Origin of the sequence: Variovorax sp. SG517 (assembly GCF_013376045.1) — a bacterium.
Classification (GTDB): domain Bacteria; phylum Pseudomonadota; class Gammaproteobacteria; order Burkholderiales; family Burkholderiaceae_C; genus Variovorax.
This window is the reverse complement of record NZ_JABMJG010000008.1, coordinates 188,942-203,365: the sequence shown is the minus strand read 5'-3', so window position 1 is coordinate 203,365 and position 14,424 is coordinate 188,942. Positions and strand designations below refer to the sequence as shown.

Below are 14,424 nucleotides of genomic sequence, written 5' to 3'. Positions count from 1 at the left end.
AGCGGATCGGAGGGGCATTCTATAAAGGGCTTTTCGCCCGGGGCGTAGGAAGCTTCCCTTGGTTCGGCCCGCCTTCCACGGGGGCGTCAGTCCGGCTTGATGCCCGCCGCCTTGATCACCTGCGCCCACTTCTCCACCTCGGCCTTCTGGAAGGCCGCGATCTGCGTGGTGCTCAGGTCGGCCGGCTCCATGCCGAAGCCCTTGAGCTTGTCCTGCATCTCGGGCGTCGCGAGGATCTTGCGGATCTCGGTGTGCAGCCGGTCGACCACCGGCGCGGGCGTGTTCGCGGGCACGAAGATCGCCTGCCACGACACCACCTCGAAGTCCTGCAGCCCCGGCACGCCCGACTCCGCCACCGTCGGCACGTCCAGCATCGAGGCCAGCCGCTTCGCCGATGTGACGGCGATCGCGCGCAGCTTGCCGCTCTGGATGTGCGGTCCGGCCACCACGGTGGTGTCGAACATCATGTCGACCTGTCCGCCGATCACGTCCTGGATCGCCGGGCCGCTGCCCTTGTAAGGGATGTGCGTGAATTTCACGCCCGACTTGTAGGCCAGCAACTCCAGCGCCAGGTGCTGCGAGGTGCCCGTGCCCGCCGAGGCCGACGAGAGCCCGCCCGCCTTGCCCTTGCTGGCTGCGATCACGTCCTTCAGCGTCTTGTACGGGCTCGCCTGGTTCACCACCAGCACCACCGGATTGGTGCCGATCAGCGTCACCGGCGCGAACGACTTCTGCGGGTCGTAGCCGAGCTTGGGATACAGGCTGATGTTGATCGCGTGCGAGCTGATCGTGCCGCCCACCAGCGTGAAGCCGTCGGGTGCGGCGCGCGCGCCGATCTCGGAGCCCACGCTGCCGCCCGCGCCGCCCTTGTTGTCGATGATCACGGTGGTGCCCAGCACGGGGCCCAGCTTCTGCCCGATCAGCCGGCCCAGCACGTCGGTGGTGCCGCCGGCCGGAAAGGGCACGAGATAGGTGATGGGCTTGCCCGTAGGCCAGTTGCCGCTTTGCGCGAAGGCTGCCGGAAGCGTGGCGGCCACCGAAGAGGCGAGGGCGGTGCGGATGAGTGTGCGGCGTTGCATGAAAGTCTCCTTGGTTGTCGGATGGTTCGAATGCGTCGGGGGCGTGTCAGGGCACGTCGACGATCTCGATCCAGTTCGGGTTCTTGCCCACGTCCAGGCGTTGGGGCTTGCCCAGCGCGCCGGTGTCGCCGTCGATGGCGTAGAGCGAGATGCCGTTCGATTCCTGTCCCGCCGCGATCAGGTAGCGGCCGGTGGAGTCGATGGCGAAGCCGCGTGGTCCCTTCTCGGTCGGCGTCTGGCCCAGGGGCTGCAGCTGCCCGGTGGCGGCATCGACCTTGAACGCGGAAAGCGTGCTCGACGTGCGCTCCGACGCGTAGAGGAAGCGCCCGTCGGGCGTGAGGTGCAGGTCGGCGGCCCAGGGCTTGCCGGTGAAGCCGGCGGGCAGCGTGGTCGTGCTCTGTTCGAGCTTGAGCGTGCCGCGCGCGGCGTCCCAGGCGAACACGTGCAGCGCGGCGTCGAGCTCGTCGAGCAGGTAGACGTGGCGCTGCGCCTTGTCCCACACGAAGTGGCGCGGGCCCGACTTCGCGGCGGTCTTGGTCAGCGGCGGATCGTTGGGCGAGAGCAGGCCTTTTTCGGCGTCGAAGCGCCAGCTCGACACGTTGTCGCCGCCCAGGCTGGTGGCGAGCACGAAGCGGTTGCTCGCGTCCGCGTGGATGGCGTGAGCGTTGGGCTCGGTCTGGATCAGCTGGTGGATGGGGCCCACGGCGCCGTCCTTGCCGATGCCGTTCACCGTGATCTTGCCGCCCTGGTACGAAGCCGCGAACAGCCATTTGCCGCTCGCGTCGAGGTCGATGTTGGCCATGCTGTCGGCCAGCGGCGCCTCGCCGAGCTTCTGCAGCTTGCCGCTGGCGCCGTCGATGGAAAGCGCTGTCACGCGGAAAGGCTGCGAGCGCAGCGCGGCGTACAGCACGCGCTTGTCGCGGCTCACCACCATCGGCATCACCGTGCCGCCCACGTTCAGCGTCTGCACCGGTTTGAGCGCGCCCTGCGTGCGGTCGAGCTCGAGCACCGAGATTTCCTGACTGTCGGCGTTCGACACGTAGACCCAGGTGGCGGCCGATGCGGGCACCGCCGCGGCCAGCCACAGCAGCGATGCGATGGTCGTCTTCTTCATGGCCGGGGGCTCAGGGCTTGATGTTGAGCTTGGTGATGAGCTGCTTGAAGTACACGTTGTCCTTCGCCAGCGTCTCCTTGAACACCGCGCCGTCGGTGTAGACATAGCCCAGGTTCTGCTTGTCCATCACCTCGTGCATCAGCGGTTCGGCGGCGGTCTTCGCGGTGATCTCGCGCAGCTTCGCCATCACTTCGGGCGGCGTGTTCTTCGGCGCGCCCAGGCCGCGCCAGGTGCCGATCGACAGGTCGATGCCGCGCTCCTTGGCGGTGGGCACCTTCTCGAAGCCCTTCACGCGCTTGTCGGCCATCACCATCAGCACCTTGAGCTTGCCGCCCTGCACGTGCGTCGTCACCTCGGCCGGGCTCACGGCCACGGCTTCGATGTGGCCGCCCAGCAGCGCGAGCACCGCGGGGGCCGCACCCTGGAACGGGATGTGGCCGAACTTGGCGCCGGTCTTGTCTTCCAGCGCGGCGGCGGCAAGGTGCCAGATCGAGCCGTTGCCCGAGTTGCCCACGCGCACGCTCTCCGGCGATTTCTTCGCGGCGGCCAGGAACTCCTCGATGGTGTTCCACGGCGCGTCGGCCTTCACGGTGATGGCGGCCGGGTCGGCGTTGAGCTGTGCGATGGGCTGGAAGTCGTCGTAGTTGAACTTGGCCAGCCCCAGGTGCGGCAGCGTCAGCAGTTCGACCGTGAGCACGGCGAGCTTGTAGCCGTCGGGCTTGGCGTTGATCACCTCCGTCCAGCCGATGGCACCGCCCGCGCCGGGGCGATTGATGATCACGATGCTCTGCGAGATGTGCTTGCGGCTCGCCTCCGAGAAGGCGCGCGCCAGGCCGTCGGTGCCGCCGCCGGGCTGGTAGGGCACCAGCAGCTCGATGGTGTGGTTCGGAAAATCAGCCTGCGCGGCAGCCGGTGCCGCCAGACCGAGCGAGAGCGCGGCCGTGGCCGAGAGGGCGGCGATGCCGCGAATGAACTGCTTGCGTTTCATGATGTCGTTGTCTCCGTTGTTGTGGGTGAGCGTTGAAGTGTTGAAAGGCGTGGGTGCGCGTCAGGGCATGTACTGCCCGCCGTTCACCTCGATCACCTGCCCGGTGACATAGCCCGAAAGCTGTTCCGAGGCGAGATAGAGGAATGCGCCCACGCATTCGTCCGGCGTGCCGATGCGGCCCATCGGAATGCCGGCGCGGAAGTTCTCCAGCATCGCGGGCGTGGAAAAGCGGTCCTGGAAGGGCGTCTGGATGACGCCCGGCGCCACCGCGTTCACGCGGATGCGGTCGCCCACCAGCTCCTTCGCCAGCCCGTGCGTCGCCGTGCTCACGAAGCCCTTCGATCCCGCGTAGAGGTAGGCCGAAGGGCCGCCGCCGGTGCGCGCCGCGACCGAGGTCACGTTGATGATGTTGCCGCCGCCGCTCTTGCGCATCAGCGGAACCACCTCGCGGCAGAAAGCGAGCACCGAGCGCGCGTTGATGTGCAGCACCTCGTCGAAGAGCGCGTCGTCGAACTCGGCGATGGGCACGCGCTTGACCAGGCTGCCCGCGTTGTTCACCAGCACGTCGATGCGGCCGCCGAATTGCGCCGAGGCCTGCTTCACGCACTCGCGGATCGCGCCCGTGTCGCGCACGTCGGCCTTCAGCGCGAAGGCGGTGCCACCGGCCGCGCGGATCGTGTCGACCACCTGGTTCGCCGCGTCGGCGGAGCTGTTGTAGTGCACCGCCACGCGCATGCCGCGCGCAGCGAAGGCGATGGCCACCGCCGCGCCGATGCCGGTGCTGGCGCCGGTGACGAGGGCTGTCTTGTCCTTGAGGTCTTCCATGAGGGGCTCCGTTGATGAAGAGACAGGTCTGAGAAAGGAAATCGGAAAGACGTGAACCCGCGCGTCGCGCAGCGCCTTGCTCAGGTCACGGGCGCGGGGTTGAACAGCACCAGCGCGTTGTGCAGCTTCCAGTGCTCGGCCCAGGTCTTTTTCCGTCCGCTGGCCACGTCGAGCATCAGGCGGAACATTTCCCAGCCGATGTCCTCGATGGTGGCCTCGCCGTCGGCGATGCGGCCCGCGTTCACGTCCATCAGGTCGTGCCAGCGGCGCGCGAGGTCGCTGCGCGTGGCGACCTTGATCACCGGCACCTCGGCCAGCCCGTAGGGTGTGCCGCGGCCGGTGGTGAACACGTGCAGGTTGATGCCGGCGGCCAGCTGCAGCGTGCCGCAGATGAAGTCGCTGGCGGGCGTGGCGGTGTAGATCAGGCCCTTCTGCTTCGCCTTCTCGCCGGGCGCGAGCACGCCGGTGATGGGCGCCGAGCCCGACTTGACGATGGAGCCCATCGCCTTCTCGACGATGTTGGAGAGCCCGCCCTTCTTGTTGCCCGGCGTGGTGTTGGCGCTGCGGTCGACCATCCCCTTCTTCAGGTAGGCGTCGTACCAGGCCATCTCGCGGATCATGGCCTCGGCCACCTCGGGCGTGGACGCGCGCGAGGTGAGCTGGTCGATGCCGTCGCGCACCTCGGTGGTTTCGGAGAACATCACGGTGGCGCCCGCGCGCACCAGCAGGTCGGTGCAGAAGCCCACGGCCGGGTTGGCGGTGACGCCCGAGAAGGCGTCGCTGCCGCCGCACTGCACGCCCACCACCAGCTCGCTGGCAGGCACGGTCTCGCGTTTGCGGGCATTGAGCCGGGCGAGGTGTTCCTCGGCCTGGCGCATCACCGAATCGATCATCGACATGAACCCGACGTGCGCGTCGTCCTGCAGGCAGACCACGTCGAGCGCAGCATCGGGCGTGGTGCCTCCGCGCTGGTCGGCGATGGGAATGCTGCCCGGCGGCAGCAGGCGCTCGGGCTGCAGCTTCTCGCAGCCCAGGCTCACCACCATCACCTCGCCGCCGAAGTTGGGGTTGAGGCTGATGTTGCGCAGCGTGCGGATGGGCACGACGGCGTCGGGCGCGTCGATGGCCACGCCGCAGCCGTAGCTGTGCTCCAGCGCCACCACGTCGTCGACGTTGGGGTACTTCGGCAGCAGCTCGGCCTTGATGCGCTGCACCGCGAACTCGGTGACGCCCGCCACGCACTGCACCGTCTGCGTGATGGCCAGGATGTTGCGCGTGCCCACCGAGCCGTCGGCGTTGCGGTAGCCCTCGAAGGTGTAGCCCTCCAGTGGCGGCAGGGCAGGGGGCTTGACCGTGGCGATGGGCAGGCCGTCGAGCTCGGGCGCGGTCGGCATGCGCATCACGCGCTCGTGCACCCAGCTGCCGCGCGGCAGCGCCTTCAGCGCGTAGCCGATCACCACGTCGTAGCGGCGGATGGCGTCGCCTTCGGCAAGGTCGACCAGCGCGACCTTGTGGCCCTGCGGCACGTTGTCCACCAGCCGCAGGCCGTCGGCGAACTCCGCACCGGCCTTCAGACCGCCGTCGTTGGCGACGATGGCCACGTTGTCGGCCGCGTGGATGCGGATGTAGAGCGGAGGTCTTGCGGCGTCGGGCATATCAGGCTTCGAAGGCGGCAGAAAAAGCGCGGTCTTTTCGTGGAACACCGCGGAACCGGCTCTGCCGGGCCGCAGGTGTTGCCCCCTGCAAGGGGGTTGGCGAAGCGACACGAAGTGCGCGAAGACTGGGGGTGTGCGTCATTTCACCACCATGAACATGCTGGGCAGCCAGGTCGAGAAGGCCGGCACGAAGGTGACTACGCCGAGCGCGAAGATCAGCGCTCCGTAGAACGGCCAGATGGTGCGCATCACCGTGCCCACCGACACCCCGCCGATCGCGCAGCCCACGAACTGCGTCGTGCCCACCGGCGGCGTGTTCAGGCCCAGCGCGCAGTTGATGAGCATCACGATGCCGAACTGCACCGAGGTCATGCCGTACTGCTGCGCGATGGGCAGGAAGATCGGCGTGCACAGCAGGATGGTGGCGGCCATGTCCAGGAAGGTGCCCAGCACGAACAGGATGATGTTGATGAGCAGGAAGATCACCCACGGCGTGCTCGTCACCTGAGACAGCATCTGGCCCGTGAGCTCGGCCACGCCGTACAGGCTGATGAGATAGCCGAAGGTGCTGGAGATGCCGATCAGCAGCAGGATCACGCCGGTGGTGCGCACTGCCTTCGAGGCCGCCTTGATGAAGTGCTCCCACTTCAGCGTGCGGTACACGAAGATGGTGAGCGCCAGGGCATAGAGCACCGCCACCGCCGCCGACTCGGTGGCCGTGAAGACGCCCGACAGGATGCCGCCCAGGATCAGCAGCACCACGAACAGGCCCGGCAGCGCCGCCGCGAACGAGCGCCCCACGATGGCCCAGCCGGGGAAGGTGCCCGCGGGGTAGCCGCGCTTCACCGCCACCAGGTAGGCGGCCGCGAGGTTGCTGAGGGTGAGCACCGCGGCCGGCAGCAGCGCCGCCAGGATCAGCGCCGCGATCGACACCTTTCCGCCCGCCGCGAGCGAATAGATGATGAGGTTGTGGCTGGTCGGCATCAGCGCGCCCACCAGGGCCGCGTGCGTGGTCACGTTGACTGCGTAGTCGGCGTGATAGCCCTCTTTCTTCATCATCGGGATCATCACCGCGCCCATGGCCGAGACGTCCGCCACGGGCGAACCCGATACGCCGCCGAACAGCGTGCAGGCCACCACGTTCGACATGCCGAGGCCGCCGCGCACGTGGCCCACCAGGTCGCGCGCCAGGTTGACGATGCGGTCCGCGATGCCGCCGTAGAGCATCAGCTCGCCCGCGAAGATGAAGAACGGGATGGCCAGGAACGAGAAGATGCCCATGCCCGAGGTCATCTGCTGGAAGCCGACCGCCAGCGGCAGGCCTTCATACAGCAGCGTGGCCAGGGCCGACAGGCCGATGGAGAAAGCCACCGGCACGCCCAGCAACAGGAAGAGCGTGAACGAGAGGCAGAGAATCAAAAGGGGAATGGTCATGATCTGGCCGCCTCGCCGGTGGTGGGGGCGCTATGGACTGTTCGGGGAATGCCGCGGAACCGGCCTTGCCGGGCCGCAGGCATTGCCCCCTGCAAGGGGGTTGGAGAAGCGACACGAAGTGCGCGAAGCCTGGGGGTGTGCATTCGTTATCCCCAGGCGGGTTCTACTTCGCGGCCTTGGGCGAGCGCGATGATGTGTTCGATGGAGAAGAGGACGATCAGCAAGCCCGAGACGGCGGCCGGCACGTACTTCCAGCCTTCGGAGATCCACAGCGTGGGCAGCCGGTAGTCCCAGACCGAACCGGCCAGCTCGGCGCAGTTCCAGGCCATGGCCAGGCCGAACAGCAGGATCAGCGCGTGGATGAGGTATTCCATCTTCAGCCGCAGCCAGTCGGGTGCGAGGACGAGGAAGGATTCGAGCCCGATGTGGCCCGCGTCGCGCACGCCCACGGCCACGCCGAGCATGGTGACGTAGAGCACCAGCAGCAGCGCGAGGCTTTCGGCCCAGGTGGGTGTGTTGTTGAGCACGTAGCGGCCGAACACCTGCCAGCTCACGGCGCAGATCACCGCGACGAGGCCGAGGATGCCCAACCACATGCAGGCACGCGCGAGGGTGCGGCAGAGTTTGGTGTACATGAAGGTTTTTCTCTGTTTTCTCCCTCCCCCTCTGGGGGAGGGCAGGGGTGGGGGCTAGCGGCGTCCCTATGCCAGCGCCGTCGTGCCCCCATCCCGGCCTTCCCCCCAGAGGGGGAAGGAGTTGGTTCAGCAGGGCGGTTCGCTTACTTCGTCTCTTGCACGCGCTTGACCAGGTCCTTGAGCTTCGCGTCGGTGATGAACTTGTCGTACACCGGCTTCATCGCTGCCTGGAACGGCGCCTTGTCCACTTCGATGATCTCGGCGCCGCCGGCCTTCACCGTGGCCAGCGACTTCACTTCGCGCTCTTCCCACTGCTTGCGCATGTAGGGCACCGATTCCTTTGCGGCCTGGCGGATCCAGCCCTGTTCCTCGGCGGAGAGCTTGTCCCACGCGCGCTTGGAGAACAGCAGCATCTCGGGCGCCATCGAGTGCTCGGTCTTGCTGTAGTACTTGGCCACCTCGAAGGCGCGGGCGCTTTCATAGGTGGGGTAGTTGTTCTCGGCGGCGTCGATCAGGCCGGTCTTCAGGCCCGTGTACACCTCGCCCATGGGCATGGGCGTGGCGTTGGCGCCCATGGCTTCGAGCATCGACACCCACAGGTCGGACTGCTGCACGCGCACCTTCAGGCCCTTCATGTCGGCGAAGCTGCGCACCGGCTTCTTGGCGGTGAACATCGAGCGCGCGCCGCTGTCGTAGTAGGCCAGGCCCACGAAGCCCTGCTTCTCGCACGACTTCAGGATTTCTTCGCCGATCGGGCCGTCGAGCACCTTGTGCAGGTGGTCGACCGAGCGGAACAGGAAGGGCATGGTCGGCACCTGCGTCTCGGGGCAGATGTTGTTCATCGGCGCGATGTTCACGCGCACCATCTGCAGCGCGCCGATCTTGGTCTGCTCGATCGTGTCCTTCTCGCTGCCGAGCGCACTGTTGTTGAACACCTTGATGCTGTGCTTGCCGCCCGACAGCGCCTTCAGGCGCTCGCTCATGAACTTCACCGCGGTCACGGTGGGGTAGTCGTCGGGGTGGATGTCGGCCGAACGGAACTCGGTGGCGTGTGCAGCCATGGTGGTCAGCGCGGCTGCTGCGCACGCGGAAAGTGCGATCAGGGTCTTCTTGGCGAATTTCATTTGTCTCGTCCTCTTGCTTGGTGGTTGTTGAAAAAGGGGTCAGCTGCCGAAGGCCGGTTCCGCAACGCCCTGCGCGCCAGGCCGCAGCGCGAAGACGCCGCCAGCGAGCGGCTGGTCCGACAGGTCGATGCCGCCGGGGCGGATCGAGGTGACGAACAGGGTGTCGAGGCCTGCGCCGCCGAAGGCGCACATGGCAGGTTTCTTCACCGGCACTTCGAGCGATCGGTCGAGCCGGCCGTCGGGCGTGAAGCGGTGCACCAGACCGGCGTCGTTGCCGCAGATCCAGTAGCAGCCGTCGGTGTCCATGGCGGCGCCGTCGGGGCGGCCGGGCAGGGGCTTCATGTCGACGAACAGGCGGCGGTTGTTGGGCGTGCCGGTGGCGGTGTCGTAGTCGAAGGCCCAGACGGCCTGCACAGTGGGGTGCGAATCCGAGAGGTACATCGTGCGGCCGTCGGGGCTGAAGGCCAGGCCATTGGGCACGATGAGGTCGTCGAGGCGAAGGGCGGCGTTGCCGTCGCCCTTGCCGTCGCCCTTGCCGTAGCTGTAGAGGCGGCCGACGCGGGCGCCTGCGGCCATGTCGAGCAGCATGGTGCCGGCCCAGAAGCGGCCCTGGCGGTCGCAGCGGCCGTCGTTGAAGCGCATGGCGGGTGCCGCGTGCTCGACGGGTGCGAGCGGGGTGGCGGGCAGCGTGCCGTCGGCCTGCGGCTTCAGCGAGAAGAGGCCGCTTTCCATGCCGGCGATCCACTCGCCGGGCACGTCGGCGCGCGGCGCGACGCAGGCGATCATCTCGTCGGCCTTCCACTGCGCGTGGCCTTCGCTCGCATGCCAGCGGTTCAGTGTCCGCGCCGGAATGTCGACCCAGTACAGCGCCTGCTGCGCGGCATGCCACACCGGGCTTTCGCCGGTGCCGTTGCGCGCGTCGAGGACGAGTTCAGCTTGCATCGCCTGACTCGCCTCAATCGCCGAACGGGCCCTGCGCGGTGAAGGCGCCGCCCTGGTAGATGGCGTTCGGATCGGTCGGCGCCACCGGAGGCTGCTGCTCGACCTTGTCGCGGAACACTTCGGAGCTGTCCTGTGGCACGAAGCCCAGGTGCGCGGCCGCGCTGTTGTCCCACCACACGTCGCGGTTGTTCGACATGCCGTAGACCACGGTGTGCTTCACGTCGGGCGTGAAGAGCGACTTCTCGATCAGCGAAGTCAGGTCGCGGTAGCTGAGCCAGGTGCTCATCATCCGGCGGTTGGCGGGCTCGGGGAAAGATGAGCCGATGCGGATGCTCACCGTCTCGATGCCCCAGCGGTCGAAGTAGAACTGTGCGACGTCTTCTCCGAAGGACTTCGACAGGCCGTAGTAGCCGTCGGGCCGGCGCGCGGCGTGGGCGTCGATGCGTTCGCTCTGCTTGTAGAAGCCGATCACGTGGTTGGAGCTCGCGAACACCACGCGCTTCACGCCGTGGCGGCGCGCGGCTTCGTAGATGTGGAACACGCCCTTGATGTTGGCCTCGAGGATCTCCTCGAACGGCCGCTCCACCGACACGCCGCCCAGGTGGACGATGGCGTCGCAGCCTTCCACCAGCGCGTGCACGGCGGCCTTGTCGGCGAGGTCGCAGGGCACGACTTCCTCGTCGGCACCGGCTGCGGGCGCCAGCGAGGCGATGTCGGACAGCCGCAGCACGTTCGCAAAAGGCTTGAGCCGCTCGCGCAGCACCTTGCCGAGGCCGCCGGCAGCGCCGGTCAGCAGCAGGCGATTCATCTTGTTGTTGTCTGTCATGGTTGCCAGTCCTTGAATGCCGGAGTCATGGTTTCCGAGGGGCAGCCGCTGCGGCGGTTTCGCTGGAGCGGCCGGTACGATGCCGTGGAAGCAAGGTCGAGGTCGCGAGGTCGAAAAGGCGCTGCATTTCGGTGCCGTGGAAACCGCAGGCCGCCGGCGGATTCGCCCGCGACACTTGGAAGTTGAGTGATAAGTTATCTGTTGTCGTACAACTAGTTTGGGGATTATCATCGTGGCCATGGTTCAGACGACTGCGGGTAATCCCTTGGTGTCGGATGCTCCGGCGGAGGCGGCCTCTTCGGCGCCGTCTTTCGTGGGGCGTCCGCGCCAGCGCGCGCGCGGACTCGCGCACGGGCTGGTGGAAGACCTGGGCGAGAAGATCCGCAGCCAGTCGCTGCGGCCGGGCGACAAGCTGCCGACCGAGTCGGCCATCATGCAGGCCTATGGCGTGAGCCGCACCGTGGTGCGCGAGGCGCTGTCGAAGCTGCAGGCCGCGGGGCTGGTCGAGACGCTGCACGGTGTGGGCACCTTCGTGCTGCAGCCGCGCACCGGCGGCGTGTTCCGCCTCGATCCGGGCGAGATCGCCGCCTCGGTCGACGTGCTCGCCGTGCTGGAGCTTCGCATCAGCCTGGAGACCGAATCGGCCGGCCTCGCCGCCAGTCGCCGCACCGACGAGCAGCTGGTCGCCATGCGCCAGGCGCTCGACGACTTCGAGCGCAACGTGGTGGTGGCGGGCGACACGGTGGGGCCGGACTTCCGCTTCCACCTGCAGATCGCCGAGTCGACCGGCAACCCGTACTTCGCGGACATCATGCGGCACCTGGGCACCACGCTCATCCCGCGCACCCGCATCAGCGCCATCCGCACGCACGAGGGCGGGGCGCCTTACCTGAGCCGCGTCAACCGCGAGCACGAAGAGATCTACGCGGCCATCGCGCGGCGCGACCCCGAGTCGGCGCGCGCCGCCATGCGCATCCACCTGACCAACAGCCGCGAGCGGCTGCGCATGGCGCAGGAAGCCGCGCAGCAGAAGGCGAAGGCCGATGCCGCCGCGGCAGGGGTCGGTGGGGCCGATGCGTCCTCGCCGTCTTCCGACGCCGCTTCGTCCCACTGATATTTTTCTTGTCCGGCCTGCTGGACAAGTCGTCTTGCTAGTTGTACGATGACTGATAACTTGTGCGGCTCGTTGCGCACAAGGCCGTGACGACCATCGAACAACAGGAGGCAGCATGACCATCTCCCGACGCGGCGCACTGGGCGCCGCGCTGGCCACGACCCTGGCCGCCAGCCTGCCGGCGCGCTCTTTCGCGCAAGCCGCGGCGGGCGCGCAGGGCGGCACCGGCAACTGGCCCTCGAAGCCGATCCGGATCATCGTTCCGTACCCGCCGGGCGGCTCGTCCGACATCATTGCGCGCGCCATCAGCCAGCCGCTGTCGGAGGCGCTGGGCCAGCCCGTCGTCATCGACAACAAGGCCGGTGCGAACGGCAACCTCGGCGCCGACCTGCTGGCCAAGGCCCCGGCCGACGGCTACACGCTGATGCTGTGCGACCTGGGCGCGCTGGCCATCAGCCCGTCGCTGTACCCCAAGCTGCCTTTCGATCCGTCGAAGGACCTGCGCAGCGTTTCCATGCTGGCCTATTCGCCGCACCTGCTGGTGGTGCATCCCTCGGTGCAGGCGAACACGCTGAAGGAGCTGGTCGAGCTCTCGAAGAAGAGCGATCTCAACTTCGCCGTCACCGCCAGCGGCAGCACCGCGCACCTCGCGGGCATCGAGCTGCAGCGCCGCATCGGCGCCAAGTGGGAATACGTGCCCTACAAGGGCGGCGTGCAGGCCGTGCTCGACACCGTCTCGGGCCAGACGCAGGTTCTGATGAACGGCATGCTCGCCACCTACCCGCAGGTGCAGGCCGGCAAGCTCAAGCTGATTGCCGTGTCCAAGGCCACGCGCATGCCGCTGATCGGCAGCGTGCCGACCATCGCGGAGCAGGGCGCTCCCGGCTACGAGTCGGGCACCTGGCAGGGTATGGTCGCCGCGCGCGGCGTGCCCGACGCGATCGTCGCCCGGCTCAACCGCGAGCTGGTGCGCATCATCCGCACCGCCGACATCCGCGCCCGCCTCGCGGGGCAGGGGGCCGAGGTCGTGACCATGACCGCGCCCGAGCAGGACCAGTTCTTCGCCAAGGAGCGCGCGCGCTGGGCCCAGGTCATCAAGGAAGCCAACGTCAGGCTCGACTAGTCATGCCCGCCCCCCGGCTTTTCACTCGCTGCGCTCCGTGTAATTCGCCACCCCCCGAGGGGGAGGCGCGGCTCGCCTTGGGGCGGCCCGGCGGCGGCCGCATCGCCCGCAGCATTTCCTTCTCCTTTTCCTCATCTTCACTGGACTCTTCCCGATGAACCCGCAAGAACTCAAGACCATCATGGGCTCCGGCCTGCTCTCGTTTCCGCTGACCGACTTCGACAGCAACGGCGACTTCAACAAGAAGGGCTACGAGCAGCGCCTCGAATGGCTCGCCCCGTACGGCGCGAGCGCGCTGTTCGCGGCCGGCGGCACGGGCGAGTTCTTCTCGCTCACCGGCGACGAGTACCCCGGCATCATCAAGACCGCGGTCGACACCTGCCGCGGCGTGGTGCCGATCATCGCGGGCGCGGGCGGTCCCACGCGCTTCGCCATCCAGTGCGCGCAGGCGGCTGAGAAGGCCGGCGCGCACGGCATCCTGCTGCTGCCGCACTACCTCACCGAAGCCGGCCAGGAAGGCCTGGCCGCGCACGTCGAGGCCGTGTGCAAGAGCGTGAAGTTCGGCGTGATCGTCTACAACCGCGCCACCAGCCGCCTCAAGCCCGACACGCTGGCCGCGCTGGCCGAGCGCAACCCCAACCTCGTCGGCTTCAAGGACGGCGTGGGCGACATCGAGGCGATGGTCGCCATCTACCAGAAGATGGGCGACCGCTTCGCCTACCTGGGCGGCCTGCCCACCGCCGAGGTCTACGCCGCCGCCTACAAGGCGATGGGCACGCCGGTGTATTCGTCGGCCGTCTTCAACTTCATTCCGAAGACCGCCATGGACTTCTACAGGGCCGTCGCCGCCGACGACCTGCCGACGCAGCACCGCCTGCTGAAGAACTTCTTCATGCCCTACCTCGAGCTGCGCAACCGCGTGCCGGGCTACGCAGTGAGCATCGTGAAGGCCGGCGCCAAGATCGTCGGCCACGATGCCGGCCCCGTGCGCGCGCCGCTCACCGACCTCACGCCCGCCGAGATGGAGCAGCTCAAGGCGCTGATCGACTCGCTCGGCCCGCAATAAGCCGGCCCCTGGCGGAAGACCCATCACAACAACGGAGACAAGACGCCATGTTCCTCAAGAAGCTCTTCCTGGTCGCCGCTTCGGCGGCCCTGTTCTCGGCCTGCTCGGTGATGCCCTCGGGCAATGCCGCGTCGGCCGCGCCCGAGGTTGCCGCGGCCGCCGAGCGGCTGCGCATCGCAATGATCGACCCCACCGCGCCCGCCCTCGGCGCGCTGGTGGCCGACGACCTCAGCTACGGCCACTCCGGCGGCAAGGTAGACACCAAGGCCAGCTTCATCGCCGACCTGCTCGACGGCAAGTCCGACTTCGTGGCCATCGCCATCACCGACCAGACCGTGAAGGTGGTCGACGGCAATACCGCCATCGTGCGCCACACGCTCACCGCCGACACCAATGATTCGGGCAAGCCCGGCAAGGTGGCGCTGAAGATCCTCGGCGTGTGGCAGAAGCAGGGCGGCAGCTGGAAGCTGCTGGCCCGCCAGGCCGTGAGGATCTAGTC

At 67.8% G+C, this 14,424-nt stretch carries 14 protein-coding genes; 4 read left to right on the top strand and 10 right to left on the bottom strand.

Annotated elements, in window-relative coordinates; all coding sequences use genetic code 11:
- Window positions 1–86: 86 nt before the first annotated feature.
- From FHT32_RS24165 to FHT32_RS24120, 10 genes are all read right to left on the bottom strand, one after another.
- Window positions 87–1,079 carry a tripartite tricarboxylate transporter substrate binding protein gene (locus FHT32_RS24165; RefSeq protein ID WP_176667136.1) on the bottom strand — a complete coding sequence of 331 codons (993 nt, stop codon included), beginning with the start codon at window positions 1,077–1,079 and terminating at the stop codon, window positions 87–89.
- Between the two features lie 46 nt (window positions 1,080–1,125).
- Window positions 1,126–2,193, bottom strand: coding sequence for a beta-propeller fold lactonase family protein (locus FHT32_RS24160; RefSeq protein WP_176667135.1), 1,068 nt, complete (start codon window positions 2,191–2,193; stop codon window positions 1,126–1,128).
- A gap of 10 nt (window positions 2,194–2,203) precedes the next feature.
- Window positions 2,204–3,181: a tripartite tricarboxylate transporter substrate binding protein gene (locus FHT32_RS24155; protein ID WP_176667134.1), complete on the bottom strand. Its 978-nt coding sequence runs from the start codon at window positions 3,179–3,181 to the stop codon at window positions 2,204–2,206.
- A 60-nt stretch (window positions 3,182–3,241) separates the two neighbouring features.
- Entirely contained in the window at window positions 3,242–4,006 is a 765-nt protein-coding gene (locus tag FHT32_RS24150) for an SDR family NAD(P)-dependent oxidoreductase (protein WP_176667133.1), read from the bottom strand.
- Between the two features lie 80 nt (window positions 4,007–4,086).
- The gene (gene garD / locus FHT32_RS24145; protein WP_176667132.1) at window positions 4,087–5,661 is read right to left on the bottom strand and encodes a galactarate dehydratase; all 1,575 of its coding nucleotides are present in this window, start codon (window positions 5,659–5,661) and stop codon (window positions 4,087–4,089) included.
- 138 nt (window positions 5,662–5,799) lie between these two features.
- Window positions 5,800–7,095 (bottom strand): TRAP transporter large permease, encoded by a 1,296-nt coding sequence (locus FHT32_RS24140; protein WP_176667131.1) that lies wholly within the window; start codon window positions 7,093–7,095, stop codon window positions 5,800–5,802.
- Between the two features lie 146 nt (window positions 7,096–7,241).
- On the bottom strand, window positions 7,242–7,730 hold the full coding sequence (locus tag FHT32_RS24135) for a TRAP transporter small permease (protein ID WP_176667130.1): 489 nt from the start codon (window positions 7,728–7,730) through the stop codon (window positions 7,242–7,244).
- Window positions 7,731–7,873: 143 nt separating this feature from the next.
- Complete coding sequence (locus FHT32_RS24130; RefSeq protein WP_176667129.1) at window positions 7,874–8,854, bottom strand: TRAP transporter substrate-binding protein; 981 nt, start codon at window positions 8,852–8,854, stop codon at window positions 7,874–7,876.
- 39 nt (window positions 8,855–8,893) lie between these two features.
- Window positions 8,894–9,796, bottom strand: a complete 903-nt coding sequence (locus FHT32_RS24125; protein ID WP_176667128.1) for an SMP-30/gluconolactonase/LRE family protein — start codon at window positions 9,794–9,796, stop codon at window positions 8,894–8,896.
- A 13-nt stretch (window positions 9,797–9,809) separates the two neighbouring features.
- Window positions 9,810–10,622, bottom strand: coding sequence for an NAD(P)-dependent oxidoreductase (locus FHT32_RS24120; RefSeq protein WP_176667127.1), 813 nt, complete (start codon window positions 10,620–10,622; stop codon window positions 9,810–9,812).
- Between the two features lie 238 nt (window positions 10,623–10,860).
- On the opposite strand from FHT32_RS24120, the gene FHT32_RS24115 reads away from it, so the two are divergent.
- The 4 genes from FHT32_RS24115 (at window position 10,861) to FHT32_RS24100 (ending at window position 14,422) form a co-directional block, all read left to right on the top strand.
- On the top strand, window positions 10,861–11,736 hold the full coding sequence (locus tag FHT32_RS24115) for a FadR/GntR family transcriptional regulator (RefSeq protein ID WP_176667126.1): 876 nt from the start codon (window positions 10,861–10,863) through the stop codon (window positions 11,734–11,736).
- Between the two features lie 115 nt (window positions 11,737–11,851).
- A complete protein-coding gene (locus tag FHT32_RS24110) occupies window positions 11,852–12,859 on the top strand; it encodes a tripartite tricarboxylate transporter substrate binding protein (protein WP_176667125.1) in 1,008 nt (335 codons plus the stop codon).
- A 154-nt stretch (window positions 12,860–13,013) separates the two neighbouring features.
- Window positions 13,014–13,925, top strand: a complete 912-nt coding sequence (kdgD, locus tag FHT32_RS24105) for a 5-dehydro-4-deoxyglucarate dehydratase (RefSeq protein WP_176667124.1) — start codon at window positions 13,014–13,016, stop codon at window positions 13,923–13,925.
- A gap of 47 nt (window positions 13,926–13,972) precedes the next feature.
- Window positions 13,973–14,422, top strand: a complete 450-nt coding sequence (locus tag FHT32_RS24100) for a nuclear transport factor 2 family protein (RefSeq protein ID WP_176667123.1) — start codon at window positions 13,973–13,975, stop codon at window positions 14,420–14,422.
- Window positions 14,423–14,424 lie beyond the last annotated feature (2 nt).

Coding starts and splice junctions, on each gene's coding strand:
- FHT32_RS24100 (WP_176667123.1), top strand. CDS start 13,973: ATGTTCCTCAAGAAGCTCTTCCTGGTCGCCGCTTCGGCGGCCCTGTTC.
- garD (WP_176667132.1), bottom strand. CDS start 5,661: ATGCCCGACGCCGCAAGACCTCCGCTCTACATCCGCATCCACGCGGCC.
- FHT32_RS24160 (WP_176667135.1), bottom strand. CDS start 2,193: ATGAAGAAGACGACCATCGCATCGCTGCTGTGGCTGGCCGCGGCGGTG.
- FHT32_RS24140 (WP_176667131.1), bottom strand. CDS start 7,095: ATGACCATTCCCCTTTTGATTCTCTGCCTCTCGTTCACGCTCTTCCTG.
- FHT32_RS24110 (WP_176667125.1), top strand. CDS start 11,852: ATGACCATCTCCCGACGCGGCGCACTGGGCGCCGCGCTGGCCACGACC.
- kdgD (WP_176667124.1), top strand. CDS start 13,014: ATGAACCCGCAAGAACTCAAGACCATCATGGGCTCCGGCCTGCTCTCG.
- FHT32_RS24130 (WP_176667129.1), bottom strand. CDS start 8,854: ATGAAATTCGCCAAGAAGACCCTGATCGCACTTTCCGCGTGCGCAGCA.
- FHT32_RS24125 (WP_176667128.1), bottom strand. CDS start 9,796: ATGCAAGCTGAACTCGTCCTCGACGCGCGCAACGGCACCGGCGAAAGC.
- FHT32_RS24120 (WP_176667127.1), bottom strand. CDS start 10,622: ATGACAGACAACAACAAGATGAATCGCCTGCTGCTGACCGGCGCTGCC.
- FHT32_RS24155 (WP_176667134.1), bottom strand. CDS start 3,181: ATGAAACGCAAGCAGTTCATTCGCGGCATCGCCGCCCTCTCGGCCACG.
- FHT32_RS24135 (WP_176667130.1), bottom strand. CDS start 7,730: ATGTACACCAAACTCTGCCGCACCCTCGCGCGTGCCTGCATGTGGTTG.
- FHT32_RS24165 (WP_176667136.1), bottom strand. CDS start 1,079: ATGCAACGCCGCACACTCATCCGCACCGCCCTCGCCTCTTCGGTGGCC.
- FHT32_RS24115 (WP_176667126.1), top strand. CDS start 10,861: ATGGTTCAGACGACTGCGGGTAATCCCTTGGTGTCGGATGCTCCGGCG.
- FHT32_RS24150 (WP_176667133.1), bottom strand. CDS start 4,006: ATGGAAGACCTCAAGGACAAGACAGCCCTCGTCACCGGCGCCAGCACC.